We start from the raw sequence: 17,372 nt of genomic DNA, 5'->3' as shown, positions 1-17,372 counted from the left end.
GTACCCCGGCCGCAACGGAGGCCGGCGCGGAGGCGTCGCCGGAAACCGGAGCGGAACCCAGGCCGGAAAGCGGGACGGCAGCGGCCAGGTCCACCACGGTCGCCCGGTCCTGTGTCATCGGCGGGCCTCCTCGGACAGGCGCCGCTCCGGTGCCGGGAGGGCGTCGTGGGCCCGGAGGAAGGCGGTGACCGACCGGTCCCAGGTGAAGGCCTCCGCACGCGCGCGTGCGGCCGTGCGGCGGGCGGTCTCCGGGACGGCCAGGAGGCCCCGGACGGCGGAGGCGAAGGCTCCCGGAGTGTCCACGGCGGCGGCGCCCGCGCTGCCGACGACCTCCGGCAGGGCGGAGGAGGCGCTGACCACGACAGGAGTCCCACAGGCGAGGGCTTCGAGCGCGGAGAGGCCGAACGTTTCCGCGGGGCCCGGCGCCAGGCACACGTCGGCGGCCGCCTGAAGGTCGGCGAGGACCTCCCGGTCGAGGACGTGTCCGAGGAACCGAACCGGGAGCCGCCGCTCCCGCGCCCGCCGCTCCAGGGCGCCCCGCAGCGGCCCGTCGCCCGCGACCACCAGGGCGGCGGCGATGCCCGCGTCCCGCAGCTCGGCGAGGGCGTCCAGGGCCGTACCGGGTCGCTTCTCGACGGAGAGGCGCGAGCAGAGCAGGAGCAGCACCCGCTCCCCCTCGGCGTACCGGGTCCACAGGCCGGTGCTGCGGCGGCCGGGCCTGCAACGGTCGAGATCCACGCCGAGCGGGGCCCGTACGACGTTGCGGGCCCCGATCCGTACGAACTCGCGCTCCGCCCACGCCGTGGTGCAGACGATCCGCGCGAACGCCCACGCCGTACGGCGGTTGAGCCGGTCCGCCGCGCGGGCCGCGGCGGCGGGCGGCACGCCCCAGGTGCGGAGCACCCCGTCCGCGGCCTCGTGGGAGACCATCACCGAGGGCACGCGGGCGCGCCGCGCCCACTCCCCCGTCCACCGCAGGGTCGTACGGTCCGAGACCTCGATCCGGTCGGGGGCCAGGTCGTCGAGGAGGTCGCGCACCCGGCGCCGGTCGGTGAGGACCCGGTAGCCGCCGGTGCCGGGCAGTACCGGGCCGGGGAGGGTGATGACCCGGCCCTGTCCGGTCTCCTGGTCGCGGGCGATGTCACCGGGGACGACGAGGACGGGCTCGTGGCCGGCCGCGCGGTAGCCGCGGCCGAGCTGGTCCAGGGCGGTGCGGAGGCCGCCGGAGGTGGGCGTGACGAAGTTGGCCAGCCGCACGATCCGAAGGCCGGCGCCGTCACTCATGCTGCCGCTCATGCCGCCACCGCCGTCCGCTCGCGCAGTACCTCCAGGTAGTGGCCGATCAGCTCGTCCCCGAGCGCCTCCCAGGTGCGGCCCTCCACGGCGGTCCGGCCCGCCCGGCCGTACGCCGCGCGCAGATCCGGTGCGGCGGCGAGCGTGACGACGGCCTCGCGCAGCGCGTCCGGGTCCCCCGGCGCCACGAGGAGCCCGGTGCGCCCGTGGTCGACCAGGTCCAGTGGCCCTCCGGCGGCCGGGGCGACCACCGGGACGCCGCTCGCCATGGCCTCCTGGACGGTCTGGCAGAAGGTCTCGAACGGGCCGGTGTGGGCGAACACGTCGAGCGAGGCGAAGATCCGGGCGAGGTCGGTGCCGGTGCGGCGGCCCAGGAACCGGGTGTGCGGCAGCGCGGTGCGCAGCGCCGGCCCGCTCGGTCCGTCCCCGACGACCACCACCCGTACGCCGGGGAGTTCCGCAGCTCCGGAGAGGAGTTCCACGCGCTTCTCGGGGGCGAGCCGGCCCACGTAGCCGACGAGGAGCTCCCCGTCGGGTGCGAGCTCCCGCCGCAGGGCGGTGTCCCGCGCTTCGGGGCGGAAGCGCGCGGTGTCCACGCCGCGTCCCCAGAACCGGATACGGCGTATGCCGTGGGCCTCCAGGTCGCGGACGGCGGCGGAGGAGGGGGCGAGGGTGCGGTCGGCCGCTCCGTGGACGGCGCGGAGGCGCCGCCAGGCGGCGGCCTCGCCGGTTCCCACGTAGGTACGGGCGTAGCCGGCGAGGTCGGTCTGGTAGACGGCGACGGCGGGGATGCCGAGCCGGGCGGCCGCGGTCATTCCCCGCACACCGAGGACGAACGGCCCGGCGAGGTGGACGAGGTCGGCGCGGTGGGCGGCGATGGCCGCGGCGACGCGGCGGCTGGGCAGGGCGACCCGTACCTGCGGATATCCCGGAAGCGGGAGGGAGGGCACCCGTACGACGGCGCAGGGGGCGTCGGCGTCCGCGGCGGGGTCGGCGACGGCGGGGGCGATGACGAGCGGGGTGTGGCCCCGCCTGACCAGATGGCGCGCGGTCTGCAGGGCGCAGTGCGCCACACCGTTGACGTCGGGAGGAAAGGATTCGGTGACGATGACGACACGCATACGGGTGTTGTCGTCGCGCTCGACGTGTCCCCGTCAACGTCGATCTGGACGGGGAGGGAACGTCCCATGAGCGTTTCGCGCGGGGGCCGCCGGGGGTGACGCTCCCGCGTCGGCGGGATCAGCCGGGCGTGCGGGGTCGACGCGGGCTCGAGACCGAGCCGGGCGGGCCACGCGGGCGCGAAACCCGGGATGGGCGGGGCCACGTGGGCGCGAGATCCGAGACGGACGGGGACGTCCGCAGCGGGATCCCCTGGGCGCGAGGCCGGACACGCGGAGTTCACGCGGCCGCGAAGCCCGGGCGCGAGACACCGCCGCCGGGCCGGAGCCCTCGTCCTAGGCCCCTTCGATGCCGGTCCCTGGGGCCACTGGCCCTGCCGGCACCGGTCCTCCAAGCCCTCTGCCCCAACTCACACCGGTCCTCCAGCCCTCTGCCCCCCGCACCGGTCCTCCGGGGCGGGGCCTCGCACGGCGGGGTCGCCGCCGTGGGCCGCGCCGCCCCGGAGCCGGGTGGCGGGGGGATGACCGTGGTCAGACCTGGAGGTCCGGTCCTATCCGGTTGCGTACCGCGGTCTGGACCTCGACCTCCTCGGCCGGGTCGGCGGCGAGGCGGCGCAATCGCTCGGCGACGCGTACGTCTCCGGTCTCGGCGTGCTGGGCCGCGACCTCACGGGTGGTCTCCTCGCAGTCCCAGAGGCATTCGACGGCGAAGCCGGTCGCGAAGGTGGGATCGGTGGCGGCGAGGGCACGGGCCACGCGCCCGCGTAGCTGCGAGGACGCCGTCTCGCGGTAGACGTGGCGTAGCACGGGGGCCGCGCAGGTGATGCCGAGGCGTCCGGCGCCGTCGACGAGTCCGGCGAGCGCGGGTGAGTCGGGGCCTTCGGAGCGGACGGTGTCGCGGAGCACGCCGAGGACGGAGGGGGAGTCCTGGGCGGTGCCGCGGCACGCGAGCACGTCGGCGGCGGCGGCGCCGAGGGCGTCGGTCCTGCGGATCCACGCGCGGGCGCGGGCCACCGCGTCCTGGCCGCACATGCGCCGGTAGGCGGCGACGGCGGCTTCGGCGACCTCGCGGGAGTCGCCGTCGGCGGCGGCCTCGACGAGGTCGAGGACGGCGGGGTCCCGCGACTCGGCGAGGTGGTGCAGGGCGGCTCCCCGGGCTCCCACGGAGCCGTGCCGGGCGGCGGCCAGGAGCTCGGGCCGGTCCTCGGGGCCCGCGACGGCGGTCAGGCAGCGGGCGGCGGGCCCGTAGAGCACGGCTCCGCGCTCGTAACCCTCCTGCGCCCAGTCGAGGACGGCCCGCACGCTCCAGCCGGGACGCGGCCCGGCGGGGCGCATCTGCCGCTGCCAGCGGTCGAAGGAGCCCTGTTCCTGGGCGGCCCTGACCCGGGCGCCTACGGTGTCGCGCCGGTCCTCGGCCCAGAGCCGCCACGGGCGGGGCTCGAAGGCGTCCCGCACGATGCCGGCCAGCTCGGCGTCGCCCTCCGGATCGGCCGGGAAGCGGGCCAGTACGGGCACGGCGAGCGCGCGCAGCCCGGCGTCGTCGTCGCGGAGCGCCAGCTCGTCCAGGGCCCAGGCCCAGTTCGTGCCGGTCGCGGCGTAGCGGCGGAGCAGGAGCAGGGCGTCCTGGCGTCCGTACGACGCGAGGTGCCCGAGGACGGCGAGCGCGAGTCCGGTCCTGGACTCCTCGGTGTCGAGGTGGTCCTCGGCCGCGAAGAGGTGGGCCTCGATCTCCTCGAGACCTCCGTGGAGGTCCAGGTAGAGACGGGCGTAGTAGAGGGAGCGGTTCTCGACCTGCCAGTCGTGGCGTGGGTCGGCGAGGACGCAGTGGTTGAGGGCCGCGAGGGCCTCGGCGCGTGGCGCGGCGAGCGCGTGCAGGGTGCCGTCGCCGCGGCCCCGCTGCAGCAGACCGAGCAGGGTGCCGCTCGGCGCTATGACTGGATCGAACATGGGAAGACGCCTCACATCAAGCTGTCGACACGACCGGTGGGTTCCGGGATGACCCCGGTCAGGCGGTACATCGCTGTACGCCTAGTACGCCTGGGCCGTGCGGCGACATGTCGGGCCGCCCGTCGTCCTGCGCTTGCCAGTGACCATCTTCCTCTGCCTCTCGTCGGTGGCCCGTTTTGCCGGGCCCGACGTCATGATGACCCACCCATTTCGCCACCGCGACCACATTTACGACGCCGCTCTCACCTGGGGTTCAGCGCCCGTTCACCGGGTTCCGAAGAGCTCGAGGAGTTCGGTCCTGCCGAACATCCGGGCGGTGTCGACGGCGGACGGAGTCCCGGCTTCCGGATTCGCGCCGCCGGCGAGGAGCGCGCGGATCACGTCGCCCTCGCCCTTGAAGACGGCGCCGGCGAGCGGGGTCTGGCCGCGGTCGTTGGCGCGGTCGGCGTCGCCACCGCGCGCGAGGAGGACGGAGACGGCGTCGGCGTGGCCGTGGTAGGCGGCGAGCATGACGAGGGAGTCGCCCTTGTCGTTGGTGAGGTTCGCGGGGACGCCCGCGTCGACGTAGGCGGCCAGCGCGTCGGCGTCCCCGGTGCGCGCGAGGTCGAAGACCTTGGACGCCAGCTCGATGACCTCGGGGTCCGGAGTCTCGCTCATCGGGTGGGACCGCCTCTCTCCTGCGTTGCCGATCGGCGCACGGCGAGCGCCGCCGTACGAGTGAATCGACAGGGTACTGCCCGCCCGGTGACATGACCTCGCCCGACCGAGGCAAAGATCACGGCAGCCCGCACCCGGTTCGCCCCTCTAACGCACACCGGACATTTCGCCACCCGACAGTCCGTTCGACATCCGCCGGTCAAGTGAAATCACCCGTTTTTCACTCGAATGAACCTTTAGTCACATAGATACTTGCTGTGAACTTGGAAGGACTCATGGTGACTGTCCCCCTCAACCAGGAGAACACCAATGATCCTGTCCATCTCAGGCGTGGTCCTGCTCGGCATCATCTGCTTCCTGTTCTTCAAGAAGGACGGGATGAAGGCCTCGCACGCCCTCGTCAGCGCTCTGTTCGGTTTCTACCTCGCGGGCACCGCCATCGCCCCGAGCATCACGGCGGGCGGGCAGAGCCTCGCCGGCCTCCTGGGCGGGATCAAGTTCTGACGCCCCTCCGTCCCTTCCACCACCTCAGGAGTACTTCGTGGCCCGGCGACCACTCCCCCGCATTCTGAGCAGCGGCAGCGCACAGATCGCTCGCAGTCGCGAGATCGCGCGCACGGCCGCCGACAGCGCCACCGACGTGCTCCATCCACTGATCACGGTCTCCCGTGGTCTGCGGAAACTGGCCGCGACCGCGCGCGCCAAGTGGGCCGCGACCCCCAAGGAGCGGCGTGGTCCCACGCTGTTCCTGGTCGCGGCCTGCGTCCTGGTCATCGCCCTCGCGCCGTACGGGCCGCTCCTCGCGCTCGTCACGCTGATGGGCGCGGCCGCGTGGAAGGGACGCGAGCGTCCGGTCGTGAGGACCGGGCCCGACGACGCGGAGCTCGCCCGGCTCAAGGGCCTGTACGAGGCCCTCGTGCCCTACTTCTCGGTACCCGACGACCCCTCCCCGCTCTTCTCCCACGGCGGTGACTGGAGCGGCGCCTTCGCGGAGTACGCCTTCGACGAGGACGGGCGGCTCACCCGGCTGAGGATCGCGTACCCCCCGTACTTCACCGACGGCGAGCCCGACGCACGCGCGCGCATCGAGCACCTTCTGCACGCCAAGTCGGGACGCGGCCGCGAGTACCGCTTCGACTGGGACGAGGAGGGCAACCGGCTCGTCATGAGCGTGCTGCCCGCCCTGCCCACCACCATCGCCGCCCAGCGCTTCGTCACCGTGCCGGGCGAGACGGTCCTCGGCTTCACCGACGCGGACGCCGTGCAGCGGACCGTGCCCGTGGTCGCGGCGGACGGCACGGAGGACGCGCCTGCCGTGGTCTGGCGCACCGGTCCCCGCTCCACCGAGCCGCACCTGCTCGTCGTGGGCCAGCCGGGCAGCGGCGCCACCTCGCTGCTGCGGTCGATCGCCCTGCAGGCCCTCCCCCACGGCGACGTGCTGGTCGTCGAGGGCGCCGGCACCGGCGAGTACGCCTGCCTGACCGGCCGCGACGGCGTCCTCGCCGTCGAGTGCGGCCTCTCCGGCGCCCTGGCCAGCCTGGAGTGGGCGGCGCACGAGACGGAACGGCGCCTGATCGCCGCCAACCGCGCCCGGCAGGCCGGCCACCCGGCGCCCGAGGACACCCGGCGGCCGCTGTGGATCCTGCTCGACCGGCCGAGCATCCTCGGTCACCTCGCCGCCGCCGACGGCCGCACCGACCCGCAGGAGCTGCTCCAGGTGCCGCTGCGGCACGGGCGCGCCGCCCAGGTCACGGTGGTGGTCGCCGAGCAGTTCGACAGTGTCGACACGCTGAGCGAGGCGGTACGGACCCACACCCGCGCCCGGATCGTGCTCGGTCCCGCCGTGCCGGAGCAGATCGCGGCCGTCCTCGGTGCGGAGCCGCACACCACCCCGACGCCCCAGGTCCCGGTCGGCCGCGGCTACGCGCGCCTCGGTACCGGCCCGGTCCTGCGCCTCCAGGTGCCGGCGACGCCCGACCCGTACGACGACGCGACGAGCGAGACGCACCGGAAGGCGGTCCTCGACCTTCTCCCGGAGCGCCGCGAGACGGCGCCGGCGACGGCCCCGGCGGTCGGGACCGTCGTCGGCCCGGTCCCCGACCCGGCCCCGGCGCCCCGCGCCGCCGAACCGGCCCCGGGCCCGGCGCCCCTGCACGCCCCGGTGCCCGCCGAGGGCTGAGCACCACGCGCGCGAAGGGGCCGACGGCCGACGCGGGCCGTGACGACCCGGTCCTGAGCGTCACGCGCGCGTGGGAGAGGCCGGTACGGATCCCAGATCCGTACCGGCCTCTCCGCGTGGCACCGGCGACTACGCCACGAACGAGCGCGGCGGCTCGGTCCCTCCGCCCGCGCCCGACTCGACCAGGCGGGCCGCGGCGGCCAGGCGGGCGGCGGCCTCGTCGGCGACCGCACCGCTCACCGTGAAGGGCAGCCGGACGAAGCCCTCGAAGGCCCCGTCGACGCCGAAACGCGGGCCGGAGGGGACGCGGACGCCGACCCGCTCGCCCGCCTCGGCGAGCCGGGAGCCGGAGAGGCCGCCGGTACGGACCCAGAGGGTCAGGCCGCCCCGCGGTACCGCGAACTCCCATTCGGGAAGCTCCCGGCTGACGGCGGCGACGAGCGCGTCCCTGTTCTCCCTGGCCTGCTCCCGGCGGAGCGCCACGGCCTCCTCCCAGCCGCCCGTCCGCATGAGCCAGTTCACACCGAGCTGTTCGAGGACGGGGGTGCCGAGGTCGGCGTACGCGCGCGCGGCCACCAGGGAGCGGATGACGTCGGGAGCCGCCCGGACCCAGCCGATGCGCATGCCCGCCCAGAAGGCCTTGCTGGCCGAGCCGACCGTCAGGACGGTGGAGCCGGCCGGGTCGAAGGCGCAGACCGGCCGGGGCATCTCGAGCTCGTCGTCGAGGTGCAGCTCGGCCATGGTCTCGTCGACGACGAGGACGGTGCCGGCCGAGCGGGCCGCGTCCACCAGCTGCCGGCGCTGGTCCTCGTCGGCCAGCGCGCCGGTCGGGTTGTGGAAGTCGGCCACCACGTACGCGAGGCGGGGCGCCGCGTCGCGCAGCACCTGGCGCCAGCGGCCCAGGTCCCAGCTCCCGAGTCCCTCGGACATGGCGACGGGAACGAGCCGGGCGCCGGCCTCCCGCATGAGCTGGAGGATGTTGGCGTACGAGGGCGATTCGACGGCGATGCGCTCGCCGCGTCCCGCGAAGAGGTGGCAGATGGCGTCGATGGCCCCCATGGCACCGGTCGTGACCATGATCTGCTCGGGCATGGTGGGGATGCCGCGCGCGGTGTAGCGGTCGGCGAGCATCTGCCGCAGCGCGGGCAGTCCCGCCGGGTAGTCGCCGTGCGTGTGGGCGTAGGGAGGGAGCTCTTCCAGGGCGCCCTGGACGCCCCGGGTGAGCCAGGGCTCGGGCGCGGGCAGCGCCGCGCAGCCGAGGTCGATCATCGAGCCGAGGGACTCGGGCGGCAGGGGTTCGAGGCCGCGCGCGGGCAGCGGGTTCCCGGCCGGCACGGCGGTCCAGCTGCCGGCTCCCCGCCGCGACTCCAGGAAGCCCTCGGCGCGGAGCGCCTCGTAGGCGGCGGCCACCGTGGTGCGGCTGACGGTGAGGGCGAGGGCGAGTTCCCGCTCGGCGGGCAGCCGGGCGGCGACCGGGACGCGTCCCTCGAGGACGAGCAGACGGATGCCGTCGGCCAGCGCGCGGTAGGCGGGCGGCTTGCGGGCGCCGGGCCCGGCGGGCCGCGGCTGCTGCGCCTGGAGCTGCCGCGCGAGCTGAGCCGGTCCTACCGCCGAAGTCCACTGGGCCATCGAAATCAGTCCACCTTCCTCGAATTGGCCATGGTTGGCATCCATTCCCCCGCCACAGAGTGGCATGAGCCAGTCCACTACCACCACCCTGGGGGGAATTCCTTTGTCCATCGCCTCCGGCCTCGACGGCCGGCACCTCATCCGTCGGCTGATCCAGCTCTACGTGGGTCTGGCGCTGTACGGGGCCAGCGCGGCGCTGCTCGTGCGCAGCGGTCTCGGCCTCTCGCCCTGGAGCGTCCTCGACCAGGGCCTCGCGGAGAAGACCGGGCTGACCATCGGCGTGGTGTCGATCATCGTCGGCGCGGTGGTGCTGCTGCTGTGGATCCCGATCCGCCAGCGGCCCGGTCTCGGCACCGTCTCCAACGTGTTCGTGATCGGTCTGGCGATCGACGGCACCCTGGCCCTGGTACCGGACGTCCACGGCCTCGTCGGGCAGGTGCCGCTGCTCGTGTTCGGCGTCGTCCTCAACGGGCTCGCGACGGGCCTGTACATCGCGGCGCGCTTCGGCCCCGGTCCCCGCGACGGCCTGATGACCGGTCTGCACCGCCTCACCGGCCGTTCCATCCGTCTGGTGCGGACGGCGATCGAGGTGGTGGTCGTCGCCACCGGCTTCCTGCTCGGCGGCTCGGTCGGCGTCGGCACGGTGCTGTACGCGCTGGCGATCGGGCCGCTGGCCCAGTTCTTCCTTCGCTGGTTCGCCGTCCCCGAGCCGGACTCCGGCAGCGCCGCGGTCGCCCCGGCGACACCGGAAGGGGCCATACTGCGGCGGTGACTCGCGTACGCCACCCCTATCTCGACCACGCCTCGCCCCTCCCGTTCGCCCATCGCGGCGGTACGGCGAACGGCCTGGAGAACACCGCGGCCGCCTTCCGCCGGGCCGCCGCGGCGGGCTACCGGTACTTCGAGACCGATGTGCACACGACGGCGGACGGGGTGCTCGTCGCCTTCCACGACGCGACCCTCGACCGGGTCACGGACACCACGGGCCGGATCCGCGACCTGCCCTGGGAGGCCGTGCGCGAGGCGCGGGTGGCGGGCAAGGAGCCGCTGCCGCTCTTCGCCGACCTCCTGGAGGAGTTCCCCGAGGCCCGGTGGAACGTGGACCTCAAGGCCGAGTCGGCCCTGGAGCCGCTGGTGGACCTGATCCGCAGGACCGGCGCCTGGGACCGGGTCTGCGTGGGCTCCTTCACCGAGGCGCGAGTGGCGCGGGCGCAGCACCTGGCCGGTCCCCGGCTCGCCACCTCGTACGGGGTGCGCGGGGTGCTCGGACTGCGGCTGCGCTCCCTCGGCATCCCGGCCGCGGTGCGGGCCGGGGCGGTCGCGGCGCAGGTTCCCGAGCGTCAGGGCGGCGTCCCGGTGGTGGACCGGCGTTTCGTCCGGGAGGCGCACGCGCGCGGGCTCCAGGTCCACGTGTGGACGGTGAACGATCCGGCCCGGATGAACGCTCTCCTCGACCTCGGGGTCGATGGCATCATGACCGATCAGCTGGAGACGCTGCGCTCGGTGCTGACCGAGCGGGGTGCGTGGGTCTGAGCGCGCGTGCCGACGGCACCGGACCCGACGCACGGGGCCGGACACGGGGACGAACGAGGGGGCGCGGCCTTGACCGCTGAAACCACCGAACCGGAGGAGTACGCGGCCGGTCCCGCCGAGCGCCTGCGGGAACAGCGGGGCTGGTACTTCTACGACTTCGCGTGCTCGGTGTACTCGACGAGCGTGCTCACCGTGTTCCTCGGCCCGTATCTGACCTCGGTGGCCCGGGCCGCGTCCGACGCCGAGGGCTTCGTGCACCCGCTCGGGATCCCGGTGCGGGCGGGCTCCCTCTTCGCGTACGCCGTCTCCGCGTCGATCGTGGTCGCGGTCCTGGTGATGCCGCTGGTGGGCGCGGTGGCGGACCGTACGGGCCGGAAGAAGCCGCTGCTCGCCGCGGCGGCCTATCTGGGGGCGACGGCGACGGCGGGGATGTTCTTCCTGGCGGGCGAACGGTATCTGCTCGGCGCGTTCCTGCTGATCGTGGCGAACGCCTCGCTCGCGGTCTCCATGGCGCTCTACAACGCCTATCTGCCGCAGATCGCGGAGCCGGACGAGCGGGACGCGGTCTCCTCGCGCGGCTGGGCCTTCGGCTACGCGTCCGGCGCGCTGGTGCTCGTCCTGAACCTGGTCCTCTACTCGGGCCACGACTCCTTCGGTCTCACCGAGGGCGAGGCGGTCCGGATCTGCCTGGCCTCGGCAGGCGTGTGGTGGGGTGCCTTCGCCCTCGTACCGCTGCGGCGGCTGCGTGACCGGCAGGTCCGCGCGGAGGGGCACGGCGGGGCGGGCGGGGGCGCGGTCGGCAGTGGCTGGCGGCAGTTGCGGGCGACCTTCAAGGACATGCGCCGGCACCCGCTGACCCTCTCCTTCCTCCTCGCCTACCTGGTCTACAACGACGGTGTGCAGACGGTGATCTCGCAGGCCTCCGTCTTCGGCTCGGAGGAGCTGGGGCTCGACCAGACCACGCTCATCACGGCGGTCCTGCTGGTCCAGGTGCTCGCGGTGGCGGGCGCGCTCGGCATGGGGCGACTCGCCCGGGCGTACGGCGCCAAGCGGACGATTCTGGCCTCGCTCGCGGTCTGGACCCTGATCCTGGTGGCGGGCTACTTCCTGCCGGCCGGCGCGCCGGTGTTCTTCTACTGCCTGGCGGCCGCGATCGGCCTGGTGCTCGGCGGGAGCCAGGCGTTGTCGCGCTCGCTGTTCTCGCATCTGGTGCCGCGCGGCAAGGAGGCGGAGTACTTCTCGGCCTACGAGATGAGCGACCGGGGGCTCAGTTGGCTCGGTCCGCTCGTGTTCGGTCTCGCGTACCAGCTGACCGGAAGCTACCGGGATGCCATCATCTCCCTGGTGATCTTCTTCGTGCTCGGCTTCGTGCTGCTGGCCCGGGTGCCGGTACGGCGCGCGGTGGAGGCCGCGGGGAACGCCGCGCCGGACCGAATTTAGACGTGGCGATGAAAGGGCGGTAGTGTACGCGTTTGGCCTGCCAGGCGGACCGTTACTGCGTGCTGCTTTGGTGAAGACACCGGGTTACGTCTGCCGTCAGATGTGACAAAACGGGCACTGGTGGGTACAACAAGGGGCGGCACGACGGGCGACGCATGACCCGGCACGGGAATCTTTACCGCCGACCGGACGTTGACCGGATAACGACGACAGCGACACCTGTCCTGTGGGCGACAAGCCCGGGAGGCACGATTCATGAGTGAGCGAGCTCTTCGCGGCACGCGCCTCGTGGTGACGAGCTACGAGACCGACCGCGGCATCGATCTGGCCCCGCGCCAGGCGGTGGAGTACGCATGCGAGAAGGGACATCGCTTTGAGATGCCCTTCTCGGTCGAGGCGGAGATTCCGCCGGAGTGGGAATGCAAGGTCTGCGGAATCCAGGCACTTCTGGTTGACGGGGACGGGCCTGAGGAGAAGAAGGGCAAGCCTGCGCGTACGCACTGGGACATGCTCATGGAGCGACGCACCCGCGAGGAGCTGGAGGAGGTCCTCGCCGAAAGGCTGGCCGTTCTTCGCTCCGGCGCCATGAACATCGCCGTGCATCCGCGCGACAGCCGTAAGTCCGCCTAGCGGACCATCGGACGGACAACGCCGCGGGGCCCGGTACACGAACTTGTGTACCGGGCCCCGCGGCGTTTTTCGTGCCCGCTCCCCGGAGATCCGGGTACCCACCCGCCGGAGGGCCTCCGTGCCCGCCCGCCGGAGGGGACGGGCACGGAAACGTTCGCGTCCGGTCAGGGCAGCAGGGGCGGGCGGGGCTCCTCGGCCCCCCGCGGGCCGCCGGCGGCGTCCTCGCGGATGACCTCGCCCGGCACGACCTTGCCGTCCGGGCGGTGGATGCGCGCCTGCTGGAAGGCGTCCTGGAGGCTGCCGGGAGGCGCGGAGGCGATCCGGCGCTCGGCGGCCCTGTCCGCGTACCGGCCGAGGGAGGAGCGGACCGGGGGGATCAGCAGGAGCAGTCCCGCCGCGTCCGAGATCAGGCCGGGGAGCATCAGGAGCAGACCGCCGAGCATCAGGAAGCCGTTGCGGTCCTCCGCGCCGGTCCGGTCCGCGGCCTGGGGCATGACGCCGGCCTGGGCCGCCGCCTGCGCCTGCTGGAAGGTCGAGGTGAGGTTCTGGAAGGCGCGCCGCCCCGCCCGCTTCATGACCGTGGCGCCGAGCACGGCACCGCCGACGAGCAGGGCGAGGACGGTCAGGCCGCCCGCCGCGCCGGCCACCACGGTGAGCAGCCAGATCTCCAGGACCAGCCAGGCGGCGACGCCGAGCGGGAGGAACGTACGCGCGCGTGAGCGCTTGGGGGCGAGAGGAGGCGGTGCGCCGGTCGTCATGGTCCCCAGTGTGCCTGGGGCCGTGCCGGAACGTCGTAAAGAAGGGATCAGAACGTCCGGGACGGGGATCAGGACGTTCCGGGACGGGAAACCCGCCCCGGACGCGTCAGGAGGGCTTGCGGCCGAGCAGCTTGCCGACCTTCTCCGCCCGCGCCGTCAGACCCCAGCCGGTGACCCGCCACAGCGCCTCGACGACGATGTTCCGGCTCATCTTCGAGTCGCCGATCTCGCGCTCCACGAAGGTGATCGGCACCTCGACGACGTGGAAGCCGGCGGCGACCGCCCGGCGGGCCAGGTCGACCTGGAAGCAGTAGCCCGCGGAGGCCACGTCCTCCAGGCCCAGGCCCTCCAGGGTCTCCTTGCGGAAGGCCCGGTAGCCGCCCGTGACGTCGCGGATCGGCACGTCCAGCATCACGCGCGAGTAGAGGCTGCCGCCCCGGGAGATGAACTCGCGGGACTTCGGCCAGTTCACGATCCGGCCGCCGGGCACCCAGCGGGAGCCGAGCACCAGGTCCGCGCCCTTGAGGGCGGTGAGCAGCCGCGGGAGCTCCTCGGGCTGGTGGGAGCCGTCGGCGTCCATCTCGACGAGGACTCCGTACCCGTTCTCGATGCCCCACCGGAAGCCGGCGAGGTAGGCGGCGCCGAGCCCCTCCTTGCCCTTGCGGTGCAGGACGTGCACGTGGTCGTCCTCGGACGCGATCTCGTCCGCGAACTTGCCCGTGCCGTCAGGGCTGTTGTCGTCGGCGACGAGAACGTGCGCCTCGGGCACGGCCTCCCGCACCCGCGCGACGATCGGCTTGATGTTCTCCGCCTCGTTGTAGGTCGGAATGATCACCAAGGCCTTGCCGAGCGGGCCGTAACGCCTCTGGCCACCGTCGTTCACTACTGCCCCTTCGGATACAAACGCAGGCCCCCACCATAGCGAGGTCCTCGGAGTGCTCCGCCGCGGCGGGTCGTACGGGAGGGGGCGGCGTGCGGTGCGGGGCCCGACGTCCTTCGGTCCGACCTGGGATCCGCTGGCTGCGGGTCGACCGAGAGCCGTTGTCTACTGAACGTCCGGGCCCCACCCGGGTCGCACCTTCCGCCGGAGAAACCTTCCCTCGCGGCCGAGGCGCGGGCGGCGTTCGGCGACTGCGAGGAGGCGGTCCGGTCGGACGTCCTGTGGTGGACGCGGAGAACCTACCCGCCCGTGGCGGTCGACTGTCAATACCCGATTGACCTGCGGAGATGTATCAAAAGGCCAGGCCGGAGGGGAAGATTCGCAGGTCGAGGACAAGCGTACGGACACAGGTCAAGGGTAGGACATATCCGTACATCACTCGTTCGGTCGTACGAACACCGTCCGTCCGTGCACGACCGTCCGCAGACAGACGGGCAGGTCGACACCGGGGGACAGATCGGGCAGACCGGGCGTCCCGGACCGGGGGTCGGTGGACCAGCGGGCCACCCGGTCGTCGGGGGCCTGGACGACGAGCTCCTCGGTGCGCCAGACCGCGTAGTCGGCGGGGGCGCCGGGGACGAGCGTCCCGGCGTCGTCCCGGCCCACGGCCCGCCAGCCGCCCCGGGTGTGCGCGGTGAAGGCGGCCCGGACCGAGATCCGGTGCTCGGGGGTGCGGTGGAAGGCGGCGGCCCGGACCGTGCCCCAGGGGTCGAGCGGGGTGACCGGGCTGTCGGAGCCGAAGGCCAGCGGCACACCGGAGCGAAGCAGCGCCGCGTACGGGTTGAGGGTGCGCGCCCGCTCGGCGCCGAGCCGGTCGGCGTACATGCCGTCCTCGCCGCCCCAGAACGCGTCGAAGGCGGGCTGGACCGAGGCGGTGAGGCCGAGCTCGGCGAAGGCGGCGATCGTCTCGGGGGTGAGCATCTCGACGTGCTCGACCCGGTGCCGGGCGGCCCGGATCCTGGCCAGGCCGAGCTTCTCGGCGGCTGCCCTGAAGCCCTCGACGACGGCGGTCACCGCGGCGTCCCCGATCGCGTGGAAACCGGCCTGGAGCCCCGCCTCCGTGCAGGCCACGACGTGGAGGGCGACGGTCGCGGCGTCCAGGTGGGCGGCGCCCGTGTGGCCGGCGTCGGCGTACGGCTCGTGGAGGCAGGCCGTGTGGGAGCCGAGGGAGCCGTCGGCGAAGAGGTCCCCGGCCGCACCGAGAGCGCCGAGGGCGCGGGCCCGCTCCACCTCCAGGTCGGCCCAGTAGCCGACGACGCGGGGGCCGGCCTCGTCACGGGCCAGGTCCAGGAGGCCGGTGAAGTCCCCCTCGGAGGAGATCCGCGGGCCGCCGCACTCGTGCAGGGTGCCGATGCCGAGGGAGGCGGCCCGGTCGCGGGCGGCGCGCTGCGCCTCGGTGCGCTGGCGCGCGGAGACGGCACCGAAGGCGGCCGCGCGCACGGCGTGGTGGGCGTCGCCGGTGAGCGGTCGCTGTCCGTCGTGGAAGCCGTCCAGGCCTCGGACGCCGGGGACGAGGTCGAGGAGCGCGGTGGTGACGACGGCCGAATGGACGTCGATACGGGTGAGGTAGAGCGGGCGGCCGCCGGTGAGCTCGTCGAGTTCGGCGCGGGTGAGCGGCCGGCGCTCGGGCCAGCGGGAGGCGTCCCAGCCGTGACCGATGAGGATGCGGTCGTCGGGGCGGGCGGCGGCATGGGCGCGGATCAGCTCCGCCGCGTCGGCGAGCGAGGCGGCGGCGGACAGGTCGAGCCCGGTGAGGGCGAAGCCGGTGGCGGTGGTGTGCACATGGGCGTCGACGAACGCCGGGGTGACGAGCGCGCCCTCCAGGTCGACCACCTCGTCCACCCCGGAGGCGAAGGCGTCGGCCGCACCCTCCGAGCCCACCCAGGCGACGTGCCCGCGCTCCACCACCATGGCGGTGGCGAAGGGGTCGGCGGGGCTGTGGACTTCTCCACCGCGCAGCAGCACGGTGCGGTGTTCGGCGGAAGACGCGACAGGCATGGACTCACTCATGCGACCAGGCTAGGACCTGACCGGACCCGGTTTGTCCGGCAGGTCCCTCAAGGCCACGCCGGACGCGGGCGCCGTGGCAGAGCGGGCGGCACGTCGGGAGTGGGGCGCCTGCCAGACGCGGGGCGCCGTGTCGGATACGGGGCGCCCCGCCAGATGCGCGGCGGCACGTCAGATGCGCGGCGGCCTCGCCTCGTACGGCGTGGAGAGGACCACCGTCGTACGGCTGGAGACGCCGGCCTGGGAGCGGATGCGGCTGAGCAGGTGCTCCAGCTCCAGCGGGGTGGCGACCCGGACCTTGAGGATGTAGTTCTCGTCACCCGCGACGCTGTGGCAGGCCTCGATCTCCGGGATGTCCGCGAGCCGGTCGGGGGTGTCGTCGGGGGCGCTGGGATCGAAGGGTTTGACCGAGATGAAGGCGGTCAGCGGCAGGCCCACGGCCTCCGGGTCGACGACGGCGGCGTAGCCGCGGATGACTCCGCGCTGCTCCAGACGACGGACGCGCTGATGCACCGCCGACGTGGACAGGCCGGTGGCCTTGCCCAGGTCGGTGTAGCTCATGCGCCCGTCCTTGACGAGCAACTCCACGATCTGACGATCCAGCTCCTCCATGCGGTGACCCTATTGCGCCCGGGGGGAACGGGCACCGCCGGGGTCGGCCGCTATCGGGCGGTATGGGCGGTCGCGAGGCACCTGCGACGGGCATGTGACGAACGCCACAGGTTTGCGTCCGGCCCGAGGTACTGCCACACGATTATGCGGACGGCCGCATGGGAAGTGCTTGCTGTGGTCGAGGCCGTACAGATCCGGCCGACCCACCCGAGGGGGAGATTCTCCATGCAGGAGCCTGTTGATTCGGTCGACACGTCCGACGAGCTCGACGCGTACGACACCTTTGAGATGTTCCGGGTCATCTGCCCGGAGTGCGTGCAGCCCATCGCGCTGCTCGCGGACGAGGACGCGCTGCCGGAGCACGCGCTGTGCCCCACGCCGTGGAACCCCTTCGTCCTGACGGTCTGCCCGGGCACGGGCCTGTCGGCGACCGAGGCCCGTCCGGCCGACGACAGCCTGGAGGTCCAGGAGCAGGACACCGCGCTGCTCCTGACGCTCCCCCAGGGACTCGACTGGCGCACGCAGCCCTTCTCGCACGTCGGCGGTCCGGGCTCGCGTCCGATCCGGGTGCCGCAGATGCGCCGCGCCGCCTAGGACCTGGACCAGGAGACCGGCCCTGGCCACCCGGT

Annotated in this window: 16 protein-coding genes; 7 read left to right on the top strand and 9 right to left on the bottom strand. The window is 73.6% G+C overall.

Features of this window, described 5'->3' with window-relative positions; genetic code table 11:
* Window positions 1–114: 114 nt before the first annotated feature.
* The 4 genes from ACFWUY_RS29530 to ACFWUY_RS29515 all read right to left on the bottom strand — a co-directional run bounded on the left by ACFWUY_RS29530 (window position 115) and on the right by ACFWUY_RS29515 (window position 5,015).
* Window positions 115–1,296 carry a glycosyltransferase gene (locus ACFWUY_RS29530; RefSeq protein ID WP_384116401.1) on the bottom strand — a complete coding sequence of 394 codons (1,182 nt, stop codon included), beginning with the start codon at window positions 1,294–1,296 and terminating at the stop codon, window positions 115–117.
* Window positions 1,293–2,414, bottom strand: a complete 1,122-nt coding sequence (locus tag ACFWUY_RS29525; protein WP_384116395.1) for a glycosyltransferase family 4 protein — start codon at window positions 2,412–2,414, stop codon at window positions 1,293–1,295. Before ACFWUY_RS29525 ends, ACFWUY_RS29530 begins: the two co-directional genes overlap by 4 nt.
* 528 nt (window positions 2,415–2,942) lie before the next feature.
* Entirely contained in the window at window positions 2,943–4,358 is a 1,416-nt protein-coding gene (locus ACFWUY_RS29520; RefSeq protein WP_384116388.1) for a HEAT repeat domain-containing protein, read from the bottom strand.
* 264 nt (window positions 4,359–4,622) lie between these two features.
* The gene (locus ACFWUY_RS29515) at window positions 4,623–5,015 is read right to left on the bottom strand and encodes an ankyrin repeat domain-containing protein (RefSeq protein WP_384116382.1); all 393 of its coding nucleotides are present in this window, start codon (window positions 5,013–5,015) and stop codon (window positions 4,623–4,625) included.
* 309 nt (window positions 5,016–5,324) lie between these two features.
* Here ACFWUY_RS29515 and ACFWUY_RS29510 point away from each other — a divergent pair, with 309 nt between their 5' ends.
* Window positions 5,325–5,519: a hypothetical protein gene (locus ACFWUY_RS29510; protein WP_015032212.1), complete on the top strand. Its 195-nt coding sequence runs from the start codon at window positions 5,325–5,327 to the stop codon at window positions 5,517–5,519.
* Between the two features lie 37 nt (window positions 5,520–5,556).
* Complete coding sequence (locus ACFWUY_RS29505; RefSeq protein ID WP_384116376.1) at window positions 5,557–7,194, top strand: hypothetical protein; 1,638 nt, start codon at window positions 5,557–5,559, stop codon at window positions 7,192–7,194.
* A gap of 129 nt (window positions 7,195–7,323) precedes the next feature.
* Here the strand turns inward: ACFWUY_RS29505 and ACFWUY_RS29500 are convergent, their stop codons facing one another.
* On the bottom strand, window positions 7,324–8,823 hold the full coding sequence (locus ACFWUY_RS29500) for a PLP-dependent aminotransferase family protein (protein ID WP_384116370.1): 1,500 nt from the start codon (window positions 8,821–8,823) through the stop codon (window positions 7,324–7,326).
* A gap of 64 nt (window positions 8,824–8,887) precedes the next feature.
* On the opposite strand from ACFWUY_RS29500, the gene ACFWUY_RS29495 reads away from it, so the two are divergent.
* From ACFWUY_RS29495 to ACFWUY_RS29480, 4 genes are all read left to right on the top strand, one after another.
* Window positions 8,888–9,595 (top strand): YitT family protein, encoded by a 708-nt coding sequence (locus ACFWUY_RS29495; RefSeq protein ID WP_384116365.1) that lies wholly within the window; start codon window positions 8,888–8,890, stop codon window positions 9,593–9,595.
* On the top strand, window positions 9,592–10,356 hold the full coding sequence (locus ACFWUY_RS29490; RefSeq protein ID WP_384116360.1) for a glycerophosphodiester phosphodiesterase: 765 nt from the start codon (window positions 9,592–9,594) through the stop codon (window positions 10,354–10,356). The genes ACFWUY_RS29495 and ACFWUY_RS29490 overlap by 4 nt, the downstream gene beginning before the upstream one ends.
* A gap of 69 nt (window positions 10,357–10,425) precedes the next feature.
* Complete coding sequence (locus ACFWUY_RS29485) at window positions 10,426–11,796, top strand: MFS transporter (RefSeq protein WP_384116355.1); 1,371 nt, start codon at window positions 10,426–10,428, stop codon at window positions 11,794–11,796.
* A 255-nt stretch (window positions 11,797–12,051) separates the two neighbouring features.
* The gene (locus tag ACFWUY_RS29480; RefSeq protein ID WP_015032218.1) at window positions 12,052–12,426 is read left to right on the top strand and encodes an RNA polymerase-binding protein RbpA; all 375 of its coding nucleotides are present in this window, start codon (window positions 12,052–12,054) and stop codon (window positions 12,424–12,426) included.
* A 164-nt stretch (window positions 12,427–12,590) separates the two neighbouring features.
* On the opposite strand, the gene fxsA is transcribed toward ACFWUY_RS29480, so the two are convergent.
* From fxsA to ACFWUY_RS29460, 4 genes are all read right to left on the bottom strand, one after another.
* The gene (gene fxsA / locus ACFWUY_RS29475; protein WP_384116345.1) at window positions 12,591–13,184 is read right to left on the bottom strand and encodes an FxsA family membrane protein; all 594 of its coding nucleotides are present in this window, start codon (window positions 13,182–13,184) and stop codon (window positions 12,591–12,593) included.
* 106 nt (window positions 13,185–13,290) lie between these two features.
* On the bottom strand, window positions 13,291–14,067 hold the full coding sequence (locus ACFWUY_RS29470; protein WP_384116340.1) for a polyprenol monophosphomannose synthase: 777 nt from the start codon (window positions 14,065–14,067) through the stop codon (window positions 13,291–13,293).
* 432 nt (window positions 14,068–14,499) lie between these two features.
* Entirely contained in the window at window positions 14,500–16,134 is a 1,635-nt protein-coding gene (locus tag ACFWUY_RS29465) for an amidohydrolase (RefSeq protein ID WP_384116334.1), read from the bottom strand.
* Between the two features lie 168 nt (window positions 16,135–16,302).
* Entirely contained in the window at window positions 16,303–16,743 is a 441-nt protein-coding gene (locus ACFWUY_RS29460) for an Lrp/AsnC family transcriptional regulator (protein WP_017242178.1), read from the bottom strand.
* A gap of 225 nt (window positions 16,744–16,968) precedes the next feature.
* On the opposite strand from ACFWUY_RS29460, the gene ACFWUY_RS29455 reads away from it, so the two are divergent.
* Window positions 16,969–17,337 (top strand): hypothetical protein, encoded by a 369-nt coding sequence (locus tag ACFWUY_RS29455; protein ID WP_384116324.1) that lies wholly within the window; start codon window positions 16,969–16,971, stop codon window positions 17,335–17,337.
* Window positions 17,338–17,372: the final 35 nt, after the last annotated feature.

It is taken from the genome of Streptomyces sp. NPDC058664 (assembly GCF_042716635.1).
Classification (GTDB): domain Bacteria; phylum Actinomycetota; class Actinomycetes; order Streptomycetales; family Streptomycetaceae; genus Streptomyces.
Note: the sequence above shows the minus strand (reverse complement) of the source record. Positions and strands in the feature narration are given on the sequence as shown.

Excerpts from the sequence above, each read along its gene's own strand:
- ACFWUY_RS29530 (WP_384116401.1), bottom strand. The coding sequence starts at position 1,296 with ATGAGCGGCAGCATGAGTGACGGCGCCGGCCTTCGGATCGTGCGGCTG.
- ACFWUY_RS29525 (WP_384116395.1), bottom strand. The coding sequence starts at position 2,414 with ATGCGTGTCGTCATCGTCACCGAATCCTTTCCTCCCGACGTCAACGGT.
- ACFWUY_RS29520 (WP_384116388.1), bottom strand. The coding sequence starts at position 4,358 with ATGTTCGATCCAGTCATAGCGCCGAGCGGCACCCTGCTCGGTCTGCTG.
- ACFWUY_RS29515 (WP_384116382.1), bottom strand. The coding sequence starts at position 5,015 with ATGAGCGAGACTCCGGACCCCGAGGTCATCGAGCTGGCGTCCAAGGTC.
- ACFWUY_RS29510 (WP_015032212.1), top strand. The coding sequence starts at position 5,325 with ATGATCCTGTCCATCTCAGGCGTGGTCCTGCTCGGCATCATCTGCTTC.
- ACFWUY_RS29500 (WP_384116370.1), bottom strand. The coding sequence starts at position 8,823 with ATGGCCCAGTGGACTTCGGCGGTAGGACCGGCTCAGCTCGCGCGGCAG.
- ACFWUY_RS29495 (WP_384116365.1), top strand. The coding sequence starts at position 8,888 with ATGAGCCAGTCCACTACCACCACCCTGGGGGGAATTCCTTTGTCCATC.
- ACFWUY_RS29480 (WP_015032218.1), top strand. The coding sequence starts at position 12,052 with ATGAGTGAGCGAGCTCTTCGCGGCACGCGCCTCGTGGTGACGAGCTAC.
- fxsA (WP_384116345.1), bottom strand. The coding sequence starts at position 13,184 with ATGACGACCGGCGCACCGCCTCCTCTCGCCCCCAAGCGCTCACGCGCG.
- ACFWUY_RS29465 (WP_384116334.1), bottom strand. The coding sequence starts at position 16,134 with ATGAGTGAGTCCATGCCTGTCGCGTCTTCCGCCGAACACCGCACCGTG.
- ACFWUY_RS29460 (WP_017242178.1), bottom strand. The coding sequence starts at position 16,743 with ATGGAGGAGCTGGATCGTCAGATCGTGGAGTTGCTCGTCAAGGACGGG.
- ACFWUY_RS29455 (WP_384116324.1), top strand. The coding sequence starts at position 16,969 with ATGCAGGAGCCTGTTGATTCGGTCGACACGTCCGACGAGCTCGACGCG.